At 73.5% G+C, this 15,646-nt stretch carries 14 protein-coding genes; 2 read left to right on the top strand and 12 right to left on the bottom strand.

The window, feature by feature from the left end:
• The first annotated feature begins 265 nt into the window (after positions 1-265).
• Both KBX37_RS01215 and KBX37_RS01220 read left to right on the top strand, forming a co-directional pair.
• On the top strand, positions 266-1,612 hold the full coding sequence (locus KBX37_RS01215) for a transposase (protein ID WP_307848907.1): 1,347 nt from the start codon (positions 266-268) through the stop codon (positions 1,610-1,612).
• Positions 1,613-1,693: 81 nt separating this feature from the next.
• Positions 1,694-3,181: a PLP-dependent aminotransferase family protein gene (locus KBX37_RS01220; RefSeq protein WP_307848908.1), complete on the top strand. Its 1,488-nt coding sequence runs from the start codon at positions 1,694-1,696 to the stop codon at positions 3,179-3,181.
• Here KBX37_RS01220 and KBX37_RS01225 read toward each other — a convergent pair.
• The 12 genes from KBX37_RS01225 to KBX37_RS01280 form a co-directional block, all read right to left on the bottom strand.
• Positions 3,126-4,586 (bottom strand): UbiD family decarboxylase, encoded by a 1,461-nt coding sequence (locus KBX37_RS01225; protein WP_210773769.1) that lies wholly within the window; start codon positions 4,584-4,586, stop codon positions 3,126-3,128. The genes KBX37_RS01220 and KBX37_RS01225 overlap by 56 nt on opposite strands.
• A complete protein-coding gene (locus KBX37_RS35165; RefSeq protein ID WP_307848909.1) occupies positions 4,583-5,056 on the bottom strand; it encodes a chorismate mutase in 474 nt (157 codons plus the stop codon). The genes KBX37_RS01225 and KBX37_RS35165 overlap by 4 nt, the downstream gene beginning before the upstream one ends.
• Entirely contained in the window at positions 5,053-5,400 is a 348-nt protein-coding gene (locus KBX37_RS01235; protein WP_179802298.1) for a cupin domain-containing protein, read from the bottom strand. The genes KBX37_RS35165 and KBX37_RS01235 overlap by 4 nt, the downstream gene beginning before the upstream one ends.
• Positions 5,390-6,088, bottom strand: coding sequence for a flavodoxin family protein (locus KBX37_RS01240; protein ID WP_088959820.1), 699 nt, complete (start codon positions 6,086-6,088; stop codon positions 5,390-5,392). The genes KBX37_RS01235 and KBX37_RS01240 overlap by 11 nt, the downstream gene beginning before the upstream one ends.
• 54 nt (positions 6,089-6,142) lie before the next feature.
• Positions 6,143-7,447, bottom strand: a complete 1,305-nt coding sequence (locus KBX37_RS01245) for a TrpB-like pyridoxal phosphate-dependent enzyme (RefSeq protein WP_210773770.1) — start codon at positions 7,445-7,447, stop codon at positions 6,143-6,145.
• A gap of 28 nt (positions 7,448-7,475) precedes the next feature.
• Positions 7,476-8,693, bottom strand: a complete 1,218-nt coding sequence (locus KBX37_RS01250) for an MFS transporter (RefSeq protein ID WP_210773771.1) — start codon at positions 8,691-8,693, stop codon at positions 7,476-7,478.
• Positions 8,694-8,742: 49 nt separating this feature from the next.
• Positions 8,743-10,026 (bottom strand): ATP-grasp domain-containing protein, encoded by a 1,284-nt coding sequence (locus tag KBX37_RS01255; protein WP_307848910.1) that lies wholly within the window; start codon positions 10,024-10,026, stop codon positions 8,743-8,745.
• The gene (locus KBX37_RS01260; protein WP_247656842.1) at positions 10,023-10,874 is read right to left on the bottom strand and encodes a B3/4 domain-containing protein; all 852 of its coding nucleotides are present in this window, start codon (positions 10,872-10,874) and stop codon (positions 10,023-10,025) included. The genes KBX37_RS01255 and KBX37_RS01260 overlap by 4 nt, the downstream gene beginning before the upstream one ends.
• A 92-nt stretch (positions 10,875-10,966) precedes the next feature.
• Positions 10,967-12,205, bottom strand: a complete 1,239-nt coding sequence (locus KBX37_RS01265) for an MFS transporter (RefSeq protein WP_210773772.1) — start codon at positions 12,203-12,205, stop codon at positions 10,967-10,969.
• A complete protein-coding gene (locus tag KBX37_RS01270; RefSeq protein ID WP_210773773.1) occupies positions 12,205-13,494 on the bottom strand; it encodes an amidohydrolase family protein in 1,290 nt (429 codons plus the stop codon). The genes KBX37_RS01265 and KBX37_RS01270 overlap by 1 nt, the downstream gene beginning before the upstream one ends.
• A gap of 54 nt (positions 13,495-13,548) precedes the next feature.
• Positions 13,549-14,199, bottom strand: a complete 651-nt coding sequence (locus KBX37_RS01275; RefSeq protein WP_210773774.1) for a prephenate dehydratase — start codon at positions 14,197-14,199, stop codon at positions 13,549-13,551.
• Positions 14,183-15,604, bottom strand: a complete 1,422-nt coding sequence (locus KBX37_RS01280) for a phenylacetate--CoA ligase family protein (RefSeq protein WP_210773775.1) — start codon at positions 15,602-15,604, stop codon at positions 14,183-14,185. Before KBX37_RS01280 ends, KBX37_RS01275 begins: the two co-directional genes overlap by 17 nt.
• Positions 15,605-15,646 lie beyond the last annotated feature (42 nt).

Raw genomic sequence — 15,646 nt, forward strand, 5'->3', positions numbered from 1 at the left:
ACGTCCTCAGCGAAATCGGCCAGGTCACCACGAAGGCGTGCCACCTCAAAGCTGTCCACACAGGAATCAACGAGTCACGGCGAAGACAACACCTACGGTTGGCCAAAACGTGACAAAGTACTACTAGTGCGGTGTCCACTAACGTTCGCCGGGTTGGCTGCTGCCGGAATTTGTCGTACCCGTTGGGTTGGGTGTGGTTGTGCCTCGTCGTCGGGATCCCAACGGGCCTCGGGTGGTGTATCGCACGGCTCGTGTAGCTCTGCGGGTGACGGCTGGGCAGCGGCGGCGGTGTTTCGGATTGCTGCGCTCGGCCGGTGACGTGTGGGCGTGTGTCCTGGAGGTCAACGCGTGGCGACGGCGTCGTCAGGATGCGCCGCTGGCTGGTTATCAGCAGTTGTATCGGGAGTTGTCCGGGCCGGGGCCGGGCACGTTCGGCGAGTTGGACAGCACAGGTGCCAGGTCGGTGTTGCGGCGGTTCTCCGATGCGTGGTTCGCGGCGGCGAAAGCCCGCCAGGACGGGGACCTGTCGGTGCGGTTTCCGCGTCGTCGGCGGGCGTTGATGCCGGTGCGCTGGTATCACGGCACCTTCACCCTCCAGGGCCGTCGGGTCCGCCTTCCCACGGCCAGGGGCACGTCGCCGTTGTGGGTCAGGCTGGCGCGGGCGGTGCCGTACCCGGTCGAGCAGGTCCGCTCGGTCACCCTGCTGTGCGAGGGCGGCCGGCTGTTCCTGGACGTGAGCGCCGAGGTGCCGGTGGCGACCTACCCGGCGGGTGAAGGGCCGGACCCGGACCGGGTGGCGGGGGTGGATGTGGGGATCATTCACCCGTATGCGGTGGCCGGCCCCGCTGGTGAGGGGCTGTTGGTGTCGGGGCGGGCGATCCGCGCGGAGCACCGCATGCACCTCGCCGACAGCAAGGCCCGCCGCCGCGCCGTGGCCCGCAGGGCACCGAAGCCGGGCCAGCGGGGGTCGCGGCGGTGGCGCCAGCACCGACGCCGCGCCCGCCTGGTGGAGGGCCGGCACCGGCGTAGGGTCCGTCAGGCCCAGCACGAAGCCGCCGCCACGGTCGTGTCCTGGGCGGTGCGGCGGCGGGTGGGTGTGCTGCATGTCGGCGACCCGCGCGGGGTGTTGGACATCGCGGCGGGGCGGCGGCACAACCTGCGGCTGCGGCAGTGGCAGATCGGCCGGCTCCTGCAGATCCTCACCGACAAGGCCACCCTGGCCGGCATCACCGTCCGGTTGGTTGACGAGCGGGGAACCTCGTCCAACTGCCCTGTCTGTCACCGCCGGGTGCCGAAACCGCGCGGGCGGAGCCTGTCCTGCCCGCACTGCCAGTTCTCCGGGCACCGCGACCTGGTCGCGGCCGCCAGCATCGCCACCCGCAGCCCGGGCGGCGGACCCACCACCCCAGCAGCCGTTGCGCTGCCCGAGGTGGTCACGCACCGTCGAGCCGGCCGGCACCTGCCCGGTGCCGGTCGGTCCCGGCGTGATCCCCGCCGCCCCGCGATGACGGCGCGAGGATCAGTTGGCCCGCGGAGGTCCGCCCCACCACCAGGTGGGGAGTCGCTCGCCCCCACGGCGAGGATCCACAACGGTGCATCGGAAACCCGGTGAACGTTAGTGGACACCGCACTAGACTCGGAGCGGCGTCGATCGGGGGAGCGTGCGCGGGTGGGTTCGTCCCAGCTTCTGATCGTGCTTGACCGCGACAGCACGATTCCGTTGCAGCAGCAGCTCTGCGAGCAGATCAGCGGGTCCGTCCGGGCCGGTCGGCTGCGCCCCGGCGACCCGGTGCCGCCCAGCCGTGAGCTGGCGCACCAGCTCGGCGTCTCCCGCACGGTGGTCACCCGGGCGTACGAGCTGCTGCGGGCCAACGGGGTGCTGACGTCCCGGCGGGGATCCGGCACGCGGGTCGGCGGCACCCTGCCCGAGCCGGCGTCGCCCGCCGGGCGGCCCGCCCGGGCCCCGATACGCCCCGAGCCGCCGTTGCCCACCGACGACGGCAGTCCGCTGTGGAAGCCGTGGGAGCCGGCCCCGATGCAGCAGCCGGGCGGGGCGTACGACTTCCGGCACGGCACCCCGGCGCTGGCCAGCTTCCCGGTCACCCGATGGCGACAGTCGCTGGCCGAGGCGCTCGGCCGGGCCGACGTCGCCGCACTGGGGTACGGCCCGGCCGAGGGTTCCCCGGCGCTGCGCGCCCAGATCACCGCGCTGCTGCGGCGCAGCCGGGCGTTCGACGCCGCCCGGCAGCACACGCTGGTCACCAGCGGCGCCACCCAGGCGATGGACATCCTGGTCCGGCTGCTGGTCGGCCCGGACGACGTGGTGGTGATCGAGGATCCGAGCCACACCGTGCTGCGGCAGATCTTCGGCTACTCCCGGGCCGCGGTGGTGCCGGTGCCGGTCGACGCGGAGGGGTTGCGGGTCGACGACATCGAGCGCTTGGTCCGCGCCCACGGTCACGACCCGGCCCGGGTACGCCTGATCTACGTCACCCCGTCGCACCAGTTCCCGACCGGGTTCATCATGTCCGAACGGCGGCGGCGGGCGCTGCTGCGCTGGGCCCGGGAGCAGCGGGCGACGGTGCTGGAGGACGACTACCACAACGAGTTCACCTTCGCCGCCGAGCGGCTGCCGGCGCTGGCCGCCGACCCGCAGGACGCTGACGTGGCGTACGTCGGCAGCTTCAGCAAGACCCTCTTCCCGTCGCTGCGGATCGGGTACACGGTGCTGCCGCCGCACCTGGTCCGGCCCTTCCTCGGGATCAAGTGGATCACCGACCGGCTGACCCCGACAGTGCCCCAGGAGGCGCTGGCCGAGTTCATCGCCTCCGGCGCGTACGCCCGGCACATCGGCCGGATGGACCGCCTCTACCGGCAACGCCGCGCCCGACTGTTGGAGGCGCTCTACGAGCACTTCGGCGCCGGGGTGCGGATCTCCGGCGCGGCGGCCGGGCTGCACGTGCTGGTCACCCTCGGCGGCGCGCCCGACACCGACGAGGCGGAGATAGTGCGCGCGGCGGCCGCCCGGGGCGTCCGGGTCTACCCGGCCTCGGGCTACTTCGTGACCGGGCCGCCGACCGAACCGACCTTCCTCATCGGGTACGCGGCGCTGCCCACCGCCCGGATCAGCGAGGGAGTGGCGCTCCTGGCCGCCGCGGTACGGGAAGCGACGGCTCGGTGAACCGGGGCCGGTGGAACCGACTCCGCTGCGCGTACGGCACGGTGCAGTCGAAGACGGCCTTCGCGGTCCGCCCGTCGGCGGAGATCGCCCGGGAGTAGCCGGTGTGCTGGCTCGGATCGAGCGGGAAACCCTCCCGGTCCGGCAGCACGCGCAGGTCCTGGTCGGCCTGGAACCGGGTCACCATCGCCCACCACAGGTCCTGGTCCGACTCCACGTCGACGTCCTCGTCGACGCAGAGCACCAGCTTCGCCATCCGGAACTCCTCCAGCACCGCCTCGGCGGACGCGCGTACCGCCGCGTCGTCCTCGGGATCGCGCTTCGCCGGCCACTGGAGCACCACCATCAGCTGGCCGCCGCCGGCGGTGTGGCAGTTCACCGCCCGTACCGGGGTGCCCCGGCGGTTCAGCAGGTCCAGCACCGCGGCCTCCATGCCGAAGCCGAGCAGCACCGACTGTTCGTGCCCGGGGCCGGAGACCGCCTGGAGGATCGGGCTCTCCCGGGCGGTGACGGCGGTGACCCGGACCAGCGGCAGCGACGGGTGCGCCCGGCCCTGGTAGCCGAGGAACTCCGGGGTGGCCACCTCGCCGTGCCGGCTCTCCGGCGCCCGCTCGGCGAGCAGCTCACCCTCCAGCACGTACTCGGCGTGCGCGATGAACTCGGCGTCGACCGTCCGGCACGGCAGCAGCTCCACCGGTTGCCCGGCGAGCGCGCCGGCCACCGCCAGCTCGTCGACGCTGGGCGGCACCAGCGACGTCGGGCAGCAGGACGACAACAGCACCGCCGGGCCGAGCCCGAGGTGGATCGCCACCGGCAGCGGACGGCCCTGGCGCAGGGCGGCCTGGTGGGCGAGTTCGAGGTCGCGTCCGGGGACCATCCAGATGGTCAGCGTGTCGGGGCCCTGGACGCACATCCGGTGCACGGACAGGTTGCGGACCCCGGTTTCCGGGTCGGTGGCGAGCACCGCCCCCAGGGTCAGGTAGGGCCCCGCGTCCTCCTCGGTGAGGACCGGCACCGGCAGCGCGGTCAGGTCGAGCGGGAGCGTGCCGCGCGGCCAGCGGGCCGGATCGGTGGCGGGCACCGGCGGGCGAGGCGCAGCCACCGCCGCGAGGAGCCGCCGCGGCAGCTCGGCCGGGGTGCAGCCGAGCAGGCCGGCGGCCCGCCGACGGGTGCCGTAGAGGCCCATCAGCACGGCCCGGGTCGGGCCGTGGTCGGGCCGTACCCGGTCGAAGAGCACCGCCGGGCCGGGGCCGGTGGGCGGCGCCGCGGGCGCCCCGGCCCAGCGGGCGTAGTGGGCGGAAACGCCGTACCGGGCGGGTAGTTCCGCGCTGACCCGGACCAGCTCGCCCGGCAGCGGGTCGAGGGTGGCCAGGGCGTGCCGCAGGTCGACCGGCGGGCGGGCGGTCATCGCTCCCCCGCCGCCGGCTCGGCACGCCGGGCGTCCATCATGTCGAGCTGCATCCGGGTGAGCTCCTCGATCAGGGCACGGTACGTGGCGACCGCGACCCTCGGCGGCATGCCATGCCGTTCGGCCAGGTCGTGGACCCGGTCGAGGACCTGGCGGACCCGGTCCGGCGACCGTACGGCGGCCTCGTCCGTCTTGTGGCCGGTCAGCTCCCGGACCACCCGGGTGCGCTCCGCCAGCAGCTCCACGATGCGCTGGTCGAGCCCGTCGATCCTGCCCCGAAGCTCGCCGATCCGGGCCGTGTCGGCGGCGGCGCCGGCCGGCGCGGAGCGGGCCGTGTCGGTGGCGGCGCCGGCCGGCGCGGAGCGGGCCGTGTCGGTGGCGGCGCCGGCCGGCGCGGAGCGGGCCGTGTCGGTGGCGGCGCCGGCCGGCGCGGAGCCGGCCGGCGCCACGACCCGGTGCTGGTCGCTCACGGCTGGGGAACCTCGTCGATCACGAAGACGACGGTGGGCTCGCCGTGGCTGCCCTGCGACCGGTGCTCCTCGTCGTCGGGGATGACGAAGCCCATGCCGGGGCGGCAGGGCACCGACCGGTCCTTGAAGTGGATGGTGAACTCGCCCTGCAGGACGTAGCCGGTGTGGCCGCGCAGGCACCACTCGTGCTCGTCGAAGCCGGGGGGCAGCTCCAGCAGGCGGAGCCGGCGGCCCCCGACGTACGCGATCTTGACGCGACCCTCCGCGCCCGGCTTGTTCCACTTCTCCCACTCGGCTCCGGGGAAGTCGATGCCGACCGGCGGGGCGACCTGTTCAGTGGACAATTTCGATATCTCCTCTGTTCGGGACGGATTCGCTGCGGCGAGGTCGCGGAATGCGCTCGTTGCGGTCGCGCTCCGGCAGCACCGGACCGCCCGCGACACGCTGGTGCCGCTTGAGCAGCTGCACCATGTCGAGCATCCGGTGCACCATCCGCTCCAGCGCGTCGACACCCTCGGTGTCGGTGAGACCGGGCGTGCCGGTGGTGTTGCGCAACAGGACGGGAAAGCCGCTGCCGACCAGGATCATCCGGTTGAGCAGCAGGTTGTTCACGATCTGGTTGTGCACCGAGGAGTCGCTGTACCGCCGTCCGGTGACGATGATGCCGCCGACCTTGTCGGCCAGCGGGCGGGTGAAACGCAGGTAACCGACGCCGACCCGCTCGATGAAGACCTGCATCAGATGGGCCAGGCCGAACCCGTGCACCGGGGCGGCGTAGATCAGCCCGTCGGCCCGGACCATCTGCTCCACCAGGGCGGGGACGTCGTCGTCCACCTGACAGAGCGTCGTACGGCTGTTGCAGTCGCCGCACGGGCTGCACGGCGAGATCCGGTGGTCGCGCAGGCGGATGGTGCGCAGGGTCGCGCCCCGCTCCGCGATCAGGCGACCGGCGTGCTCCACGGCGAGGTCGGTGTTGCCGCCCGCCCGCTCGGAGCCGTTGATGGCGAGGATTGTCACTGCTTCGCTGTGCATGGCACCCCCCGGTGCTCGGGAGGTGGGCGCCGCACCGCGCCCACCTCCGCGAGATCAATCCGTCAGCTTTCCGGCGAAGTAGTCGATGTACGCCTGCATGTCGAAGTGGCCGTGCCCGGAGAGCGAGAAGACGATCGCCTTCGACTCGCCCGTCTCCCGGCAGCGCAGCGCCTCGTCCACCGCCACCCGGACGGCGTGGGTGGACTCCGGCGCCGGCACGATGCCCTCGCTGCGGGCGAAGAGCACGCCGGCGTCGAAGCAGGCCGTCTGCGGCACCGCCCGCGCCTCGATCAGGTCGAGATCCCGCAGCGCGCTGACGATCGGCGCCATGCCGTGGTAGCGCAGCCCGCCGGCGTGGATCGCGGGCGGGCGGAAGTCGTGGCCGAGGGTGTGCATCTTGGTCAGCGGGGTGAGGCCGGCGGTGTCGCCGAAGTCGTAGTCGTAGCTGCCCTCGGTCAGGGACGGGCAGGAGGCCGGCTCGACGGCGACGAACCGAACCGTCGGGCCGCCGTCGAACTGCCGGCGCAGGATCGGCAGGGCCAGCCCGGCGAAGTTGGAGCCGCCGCCGGCCGCACCGACCACGATGTCCGGGTAGTCGTCGGCCATGTCGAGCTGGAGCAGCGCCTCCTGGCCGATGATCGTCTGGTGCATCAGCACCAGGTTGAGCACCGAGCCGAGGGCGTACTTGGCCGCGCCGCCGCTGTGCAGCGCCGCCTCCACCGCCTCGGAGATGGCCAGGCCCAGGCTGCCGGTCGAGTCCGGGTCGGCGGCGAGCGCCGCCCGGCCGGCCTCGGTACGGGTGCTCGGGCTCGCGGTGACCGACGCGCCGAACGTCTCCATCAGGCCCCGCCGGTACGGCTTCTGGTCGTAGCTGACCCGGACCATGAAGACCTCGCACTCGAGGTCGAAGTAGGCGCACGCCATCGACAGCGAGCTGCCCCACTGCCCGGCGCCGGTCTCGGTGGTCAGCCGGGTCACGCCGTCCTGCTTGCTGTAGTACGCCTGCGGCACGGCGGTGTTCGGCTTGTGGCTCCCGGCGGGGCTGACCCCCTCGTACTTGAAGTAGATGCGGGCCGGGGTACCGAGGGTCTGCTCCAGCCGGCGGGCCCGGACCAGCGGGCTCGGCCGCCACTGCCGGTAAATGTCGAGCACCGGCCCGGGGATGTCGACGTCCCGCTCGGTGGAGAACTCCTGGGCGATCAGCCCGGCCGCGAAGAGCGGTTCGAGGTCGGCTTCGGTGATCGGTTCCCGGGTGCCCGGATGGAGCATCGGGGGCAGCCCCTTGGGCAGGTCGGGAACCACGTTGTACCAGGTGGTCGGGATGTCGCTGTCGGGCAGGACGAACTTCGTCGCGGTCATCGGTCTCTTCCGGTGAGGGGTGGACGGATCAGGGACGGGCGGTGGCCGGTTCGGCCGCGGCCGGCAGCGGCCGGGCCGTGGGTCGCACCCGCAGCGCTGCGAAGGCGACGACACCGACCACCGGTGTCAGCAGGAGGAGCAGGAGGACGGGACGGTGCCCGTGGGCCTGCCAGACGAAGCCGAGGCCCATCGGTACGACGAGCCGGGCGGCGCTGAGCACGAAACCGTTGAGGGCCATGAAGCCGCCGACCCGCCGCTCCTCCACGTGGTCGGCGATGTACGTGGGCACCACCACCGAGGCGATGATCTCCCCGACGGTCCAGACCGCGGTGGAGAGCAGCACGGCGGGCAGGGAGAAGCCGACCACCAGGATCGCCATGCCGGTCGACCAGAGCAGACCGGCCGTGATCAGGAGGGTCCGGGTCGAGTACGTCTTGATCCGCTTCTCGATCAGCATGCCGACGCTCACCACGATCAGACTGTTGATCGTGTAGACGGCGCCCACCACGGCGACCGAGGAGTGCAGCACGGTGGTGACCGCGAGGGGCAGCGTGTATTCCAGGCCGATCAGCGGTGCGACGTAGCAGAACGAGACCAGCACCAGCACCGCCACATCGAAGTCCCGCAGCAGTCCGGCCCGCCGGGTGGTCGCGGTCGGCGCGGCCGCCCCGCGCCGGGTGTCCGCCGGTACGCAGATCCGGATGGTGGCCGCCGCGATCAGGCCGAGCAGGATGTCGCCGGCGAACATCAGCTGGTAGGAGTACGCGGCCGCCAGACCGCCGAGCAGCGGGCCGACCCCCATGCCGAGGTTGTTGGCCATGTAGCTGACCGTGTACGCGAACGGCCGCTGGTCGGGTTCGGCGAGGTCGGCGATCAGCGTGTTCGCCGCCGGGGCGAACATCCCCATCCCGACCAGCGCGACGAAGAGCATGGCCGCGTACGTCCACGGTGGCCCGTCGAGCACGGCCAGGCCAAGGTAGCCGGCCGCGTTGAGCAGCAGGCTGGACACCAGCGCGGCCCGCCGGCCGGCCCGTCCGCAGACCGGGCCGCTGAGCAGGCTCCCGACGAGCAGGCCGGTGCTGCCGACGGAGATGAGCAGCCCGGCCTCACCGGCACCCAGGTGCCGGCTCTGCACCAGGTAGACCGCGAGCAGGGGGAAGACGAACATCCCCGCGCGGTTGATGAAGGACGCCAGGACCAGCATCCGCAGCGGACGCGGCAGGGCCTTGAAGCGGTTCAGCCACACGGCGTCGGCCTCCTTCCAGGGTGGTGGGGCGTACGCGGGACCGGCCGGGTCAGGCCGGCCCGGCACTCCCGGGGGTGTCGGTCCCGGCCAGATCGGCGGCCCCGGCCGGCGCGACGTCCACCGGTGCGGTGCGGACCTGGAAGGAGTCCCGGACGGTCTTGAACCGGGCACGCACGTCGTCGAAGTCCCGCCCCTCGCAGACGTACCAGCCGAGGACATCGTTGGAAGCGCTCGGCGGGGTGAGCACGTCGCCGACGCCCTTCCACACGTCGGCGTCGAGCACCGAGTCGAGCGCCCGGAGCTCCTCGGCGGTGGTGATCGCGGTGATCCGGCCGTACCGGTCGGAGGCCAGGTACTCGGTGCCGATCTCCGGGCCGAGCGTGGCGGCCGGCACGTGCCCGGGGTCAAGTTCCAGGCGGCACCACTCGCCCGCCAGGTTGATCCCCCGCCCGGCCTGGATGGCGGGGACGATCGAGCCCCCACCGGCCCGGGCCGCCGCCTCGCCGAACACCACCTCGCCGTCGTCGCGGAGGAAGAACTCCACGTGGGCGACGCCGGTCCGCATGCCGAAGCCGCGCAGCACGGTGCCGTTGGCCGCCAGGATGCGGCGCTCGGCCGGGGTGAGGTCGTGCTTGCGGGAGACCGTGCCGCCGGGCTCGTCCCGGAACTCCAGGATCGAGTACGTGTACCGGGAGAGCTGCTCGAAGACCACCTCGCCGTCGCGCAGCAGGGAGTCGACGTGATACTCGACGCCCCGGACGTACTCCTCCACCCGGTAGTCGTGCCGGGCGTCGGCGACCAGCGGCCACACCCGCTCCAGGTCCTCGGCCGAGTCGACCCGGTGGGTGTCCCCGCAGGCCCAGCCGGCGTACGGCTTGACCACCACCGGGTACCCCACCTCGGCGGCGAACTCGGCCACCGCGCCGACGGTGTCGGGGCGGCACGAGCGGGCGACCGGCACACCCAGCTCGGTGGCCCGGCGGTGCATCACGTTCTTGTCCCGGAAGGTCAGCGCCTGCTCCGGGTCGAGGCCCGGGATGCCGTGGTCCCGCCGGCAGCGCGCGGCGGTCAGGACGTCCCCCTCGAAGAGCGGGAAGATCCGTTCGACCGGGTGCGCGGCGACGATCTCCGCCACCACCGACCGGACGGCCTCGGGGTCGTCGAGGTCCGCCCGGTAGCAGGGCAGTCCGGCGACCTCGGCGGCCGGCTGGCCGGTGGGGATCAACGCGACGGCGGTGACGCCCAGCTCGGCCGCCGCGGCGACCACGCTGCGGAACTGGGCGGCGTAGCGGCCGGCCGCCGGTCGATAGACGACCAGGATCGAGCGGTTCACGGACGGGTCCTTCCGGGGCTGCCGGCGGAGCTGAGCGACACGCCGCCCAGCTCGCCGGGGGACGGGTCGCCGACCGGGGCGGTGAACAGGACGCCCGTGGCGGCCGCCCGGTCGAGCACCAACTGCTGGCGGGCGGTGGCCGGCGACGCCGCACCGGTCAGCTCGTCGAGCGCGGCGGTGAGCCGGGCCAGCGCGGCCTCGACGTCCGCCCGACCGCCCGGGTGGGCCGCCTCGACGGTGAGCAGCAGCCGGTGCCGGCCCAGGTCGGTACGGACCAGGTGGCCCTGCCGCCAGTTCCACCGCCGCGAATGCGCCCGCCCGTCCGCGTCCGCGTAGACGACCTCGCCCGGCTCGGGGCGCTCCGGCTCGTCCGGCGCCCCGAGCGGCAGGTACGTCTCGGTGCCGTCGGCTGGCCGGACGACGAGGTCGGCGATGCCGGCGACCGCGCACGATGCCACCGGCAGCGCCGACCCGAGCGAGATGCTGTTGCAGAGGTCGACCAGGGAGTTGATCCGGGGCAGCCGGTCACCCTTGGCCACCCGTCGGGCGATCGACTCGGCGGCGCACGGGAACCGGTTGGGGTTCACCCCCACCGCCCGGTACGCCTCCCGCCACGCGGCGATGCCGGGCAGCTCCGCCACGCCCGCCTTGTCCAGGCCTGCGGTGTGCAGCGCGTCCTCGGCGGCGGTCAGCATGGCGGCCACCACCGGGTGCTCCGGCACGACCTCCACCGCCGGTACGGCGATCAGGCCGAGGATGTAGTCCGGTACGGCGGTCAGCACCCGGTCGTCGACGCGGACGGCGAGCCGGTCGGCACCCTCGCTGAGCTGGGTCATCGTGTTCCTCATGGGTCGTCGGACGGTCAGCTCGACCGTATGCAGCGGGCGGCTGACCGGTTATGGCCAATCCCGGCGGATCCGGTGAGGCCAATTCCGGCCGGTCAGCGGGGTGATGCGCCGGTAGCGGCCCCGTCGGGAGCCGGTCGGGCCGGTTCCCCGGCGGCACCGACCGGGCGGTCCGGCCGGTTTCCGGTCCGGGCGCCGAGCAGCGCGGTGCCCAGCGCCAGCGCGCAGAGCGCCGCGCCGACCGGTCCGAGCAGGTCGAGCGCGTCGACGCCGCCGTGCCGGAGCAGCCGGTTGCCGAGGAAGCCGCCGAGGGCGATGCCGACGAAGGTGGCCGACGAGTTCAGCGACAGCAGCAGCGGCCCGGAGCCCGGCGCGATCGCGAAGAGCCGGTGCTGCTGGGCCGGTTGGGTGGCCATCGCGGTGACGCCCCAGAAGGCCATCGCCAGCCCGGCCGGCACCAGGGCCTGCCGGGTCAGTGGCAGGGTGGCCAGCACCACGGCCAACCCGGCCACCGCGACCAGCAGCACCGGCAGGGCGCCCCACCGGTCGGTGGCCCGGCCGCCCAGCACGGTCCCGGCCACCGCCGGTACGCCGAAGACCAGCAGCAGCACCGCCAGCACCGTGCCGTCGCCGTCGGTCGCCGGGGCCAGCAGCGCCCCGACATAGGTCAGCGCCAGGTAGCCGCCGGTCATGAAGAGCGCGGTGGTGAGCACGGCCAGCCCGACCCGGGTCTCGCGTACCGGGGCGAGCCGGACGGCCAGCCCCGGCCCGGACGGCAGCCGCAGCGCCGGCAGGCCGACCGCCACCGCCACCGCGCAGGCCGCGCCGACGGCGGCGAGCAGCCAGAAGGTGACCCGCCACTGCAGGTCCGCGGCGACCCAGGTGCCGAACGGCACGCCGACCACTGTGGCCGCGGACAGACCGCCCAGCACCACCGCCATCGCCCGGCCCCGGCGCTCGGGCGGGGCGAGCGCGGCGGCCGAGGCGGAGGCGGCGGGAACGTAGAGCGCCGCGCTGACCGCGGTGAGGACCCGGGCGAGCAGCAGCAGGGGCAGGTCGGGGGCGAGCGCCGAGGCGACGTTGCCCAGGGTGAAGCCGACCAGCGAGATCGCCAGCACGGTGCGCCGTTCGAGCCGGCCGGTCAGCGCACCGAGCACCGGCGCGGCGACGGCGTACGCGAGGGCGAAGACGGTGCTCACCCAGCCGGCCGAGGCGACGCTGACCCGCAGCGTCCGGGCCACCTCGGGAAGCACCCCGGCCACCACGAAGGTGTCGGTGCCGATGGCGAAGGCACCGACCGCGAGCAGCGGGACGACCGGTACCACCCGCCGCATCACGCCACCGCCACGGGCTGCGGGGCGCGGTACCGGCCGGCGTCTCCGGCGACGACCCGACCGCCGAGCAGCACCAGCTCGATCGCCTCGGGCCGGCCCAGCACGGTGATGTCCTCGGCGGGGTCGCCGTCGGTGACCACCAGGTCGGCGAGGCGCCCCGGCTGGACGGTGCCGGCGTCGTCGCCGCGGCCGGCGAGCCGGGCGCCGTTGGCGGTGGCCCAGGTCAGCACCACGGGTGCGGGGATACCGGCCATGGTCACGTACGTCTCCAACTCCTCCGCGTACCGGCCGTGCGGTGTCCAGGCGAAGCCGAAGTCGTCACCGGCGACGATCGGGATGCCCAGCTCCACCATCAGCGGCAGGATCCGCAGGGTGTTCTCGACCTCGGCGGTGAACTCCAGCGTCTCCAGGTACTCCGGGGTCTTGCCGTACCGGGTGCCGGTGGTGAGCAGCCGGTGCGGCTGGTGCAGGCTCGGCACCACGAAGATGCCCCGCTCGGCGATCGCCTCCAGCGCCGCGTCGTCGGCGTACGTGGCGTGGTCGATGACGTCGACGCCGGCGGCGATGGCGTTGCGGATGCCGGCCAGCCCGCGCGAGTGCGCCCGGATCCGGACCCCCCGCTCGTGTGCCGCCCGCGCGGCGACGACCAGCTCCTCCGCCGTGAAGAGCAGCTCGTGCGAGCGCCCGTTGGGGAAGGTGTCGTCGCCCGTGGAGAAGACCTTGATGATCTCCGCGCCCTGGGCGACCTCGGTGTCGACGTACTCGACCAGCTCCTCCGGCGTGTCGGCCAGACGCATCAGGTCGCTGGGGATCCGCTGCTTGACCGCCGGGTTGCGGCGCTCCGGCGGGCCGGAGACCATCAGGTCCCGGCTGCACGGGGTGATCCGCGGGCCGGGCAACCGCCCGGCGTCGATCGCCCGGCGCAGCGCCATGTCGATGCCGGCCACCGAGCCGGCGCCGACGAACGCGGTGTAGCCCAGCTTGAGCATGGCGGCCGCGTTGGCGGCGGCGCCCAGGGCCACCTCGGGGATGGTGTGCTTGAACAGGGTCTCCCGGCCGTCGAGCACGTTCAGGTAGGCGATGTGGGTGTGGCCGAGCGTCATGCCCGGCATCACCGTCCGGCCGTCGAGGTCGAGGACCTCCACCTCCGGGTCGTGCACGGGAGCCTGCGCGTCGGGCAGCACCGCGACGATGCGCTCGCCGTCGAGCAGCACGCTGTGGTGCGGGCGGGAGGCCAGGCCCAGTCCTTCCTGGACGGTGGCGCGGTGCAGCAGCGTTCGTCGGGACACGGGGGGGTCGCTCCGGTTCTCTCGGGGTCGGTGCGGGACGAATCGACGGTGGGCTCAGCGGTGGCCGAAGAGGGTCCACACGATCTCGGCGCCCGGGCGGCTGGCCACCCAGCGCAGCGCGTGTCGACGTACCCCGGGGGCGTTGGTCACCGCCAGGTCGGCTCCCCCGGCGGCGAGAATCTCGGCGGCGTGCTGGGTCGAGTCGGCGTCGACCCAGCGGACCGGGCGGTCGGCCAACGGCGCGGGCGCGAGGTCGGCGAAGATCCGCCGGACCTCCCAGAGGGCGGCCACGGTCACCTCGCCGACAAGCCCGGACGGCTCGCGGTCCGCCCGGGCCGCGATGCCGTACTCCGGGGTGGCCTGCGCGAAGTACGCCTCCAGCCGCAGGTCACGGTGCCAGTGGAAGCGGGTGAGCCCCTGGTACGCGCTCGGCACCAGGGCCTGGTCCACCCGCCGCTCCACCAGCGCGGCGAGCACCGCGTCGAAGGTGTCGGACAGTTCGATCCGCAGTCCGTGCCGCCCGGCGAGGAAGGTGGCGGCGAGGTGGCTGGACGTACCGGGCGGGCCGAGGGTGGCCAGCACCGTGCCGGGCCGTTCCGCCCACCGGTCCACCAGCCGCCGCCACCGCTGCCCGTACGCCTCGGTGAGCGGTCCGGGCAGCGGGGCGGCGGGGGGCTCGGCGACGCTGTCAGGTCGTGTAGCCACGGTTGCCCGCCATCCGCTGCGCGACCCGGGTCTCGTGGTCGGCGTCGGCCCGCCGGTCCACGATCCGGGCGGCCTTCCAGCTCACGAAGGCGCCGGTGCTCACGATCGGGTCCAGCCCGTCGCTCAGCTCCACCTCGACCGGTATGCCGAGCGTCGCGGTGGCCCGGTCGCGGACCCCGGCGGCCGCCCCGGCCGGATCGTCGACCAGGTCCTTGAGCAGTTCCAGGCGTACGGTCAACCGGTCGCCGCCGGACGGCTCGTGGTCGATGACCACCTGGTAGCCGGCCGAGCCGGTGACCCCGGTGAGCACGGCGGACTCGATCTGCCCGGCGGTGAAGCGCCGGCCGCCCAGCTCGATCCGGTCGAGGGTCCGGCCGACGAGCTGCACCAGGTCGCCGGCCATCTCGCAGTCGCAGTCGGGCGCGTCCACGATCACCGCGTCGCCGGTCCGGTAGCGGATCAGCGGCTTCACCCCGTCGATCAGCATGGTGACGGTGAGCTCGCCGCTGCCGCGCGGGCCGTGCGACTCGCCCGTCTCCGGGTCGACCACCTCGATGAGGTAGTTGGTCTGGGAGAGGTGCATCCGCTTGTTACGGCAGGCGGTGGCGATGACGAACGCCTCCTGCGAGCCGTACAGGATGTTGTAGACGTCGGCGCCCCAGACGGTCTCCAGGTTGCGGGCCAGCGCCGGGGTGCACATCTCCCCGGTGACGAGGAGCAGCTTGACGGCGAAGTCCTCGCGCAGCCGGTAGCCGTGGTGCTCGGCCGCCTTGGCCAGCATCAGCGCGACACCCGGGGTGCAGCAGATGACCTCCAGTTCGAGGTCCTTCATGAGCTGCAACGCCTTGGCGAACCCGATCACCGGGGAGTACGGCCAGATCTTCGCGTTCATCGAGCCGACGTTGCGGGCGACGTCACCGAGGGTGTCCCCGAACGAGTGCACCTCGGTCGGCCCCATCAGCCCGATCCGGGGGGCGTGGTCGCCGAAGTGGTGCCGGAAGATCGACGCCCAGGACTCCGTGACGTGGGCGTTGCTCGCCACCACCTCGCGCCCGTCCCGGGGGCACGGGGTGGCGCGGCCGGTGGTGCCGGTCGTCTCGTAGAAGAAGACCGCGTCGGCCAGCGGCCGGCTCAACACGTCGAGCATCTCCTCGCGCAGGTGCGTCTTCGTGGTGAACGGCAACCGGTCCAGGGTCTGCGGGGTGACCGCGGACAGGTCGACGCCGGCCAGGTGCCGGGCGTAGAACGGCGAGTTCACGGATACCTGGTCGAGCACCACCCGCAACTGCCGTTCCCGCCAGGCGTCGAGGTCGGCGGCGGCGAGGGTGCGGGCGTAGAAGGCGCGGTGCAGGGTCAGATACTCGGCGGCGAAGTCGGCCGCCGGTCCGGTGGTCGGAAGCCACATGGTCAGGGTCCTCTCCAGGGGTGGCCGCCGCGGTGCGGTCGC

The organism is Micromonospora sp. U56, from assembly GCF_018070095.1.
GTDB lineage: Bacteria > Actinomycetota > Actinomycetes > Mycobacteriales > Micromonosporaceae > Micromonospora > Micromonospora purpureochromogenes.

Bases quoted from the DNA above. Each gene is read 5' to 3' on its own strand.
- KBX37_RS01225 (WP_210773769.1), bottom strand. From the start codon at position 4,586: ATGACCGCCCGCCCGCCGGTCGACCTGCGGCACGCCCTGGCCACCCTC.
- KBX37_RS01240 (WP_088959820.1), bottom strand. From the start codon at position 6,088: ATGCACAGCGAAGCAGTGACAATCCTCGCCATCAACGGCTCCGAGCGG.
- KBX37_RS01245 (WP_210773770.1), bottom strand. From the start codon at position 7,447: ATGACCGCGACGAAGTTCGTCCTGCCCGACAGCGACATCCCGACCACC.
- KBX37_RS01260 (WP_247656842.1), bottom strand. From the start codon at position 10,874: ATGAGGAACACGATGACCCAGCTCAGCGAGGGTGCCGACCGGCTCGCC.
- KBX37_RS01265 (WP_210773772.1), bottom strand. From the start codon at position 12,205: ATGCGGCGGGTGGTACCGGTCGTCCCGCTGCTCGCGGTCGGTGCCTTC.
- KBX37_RS01280 (WP_210773775.1), bottom strand. From the start codon at position 15,604: ATGTGGCTTCCGACCACCGGACCGGCGGCCGACTTCGCCGCCGAGTAT.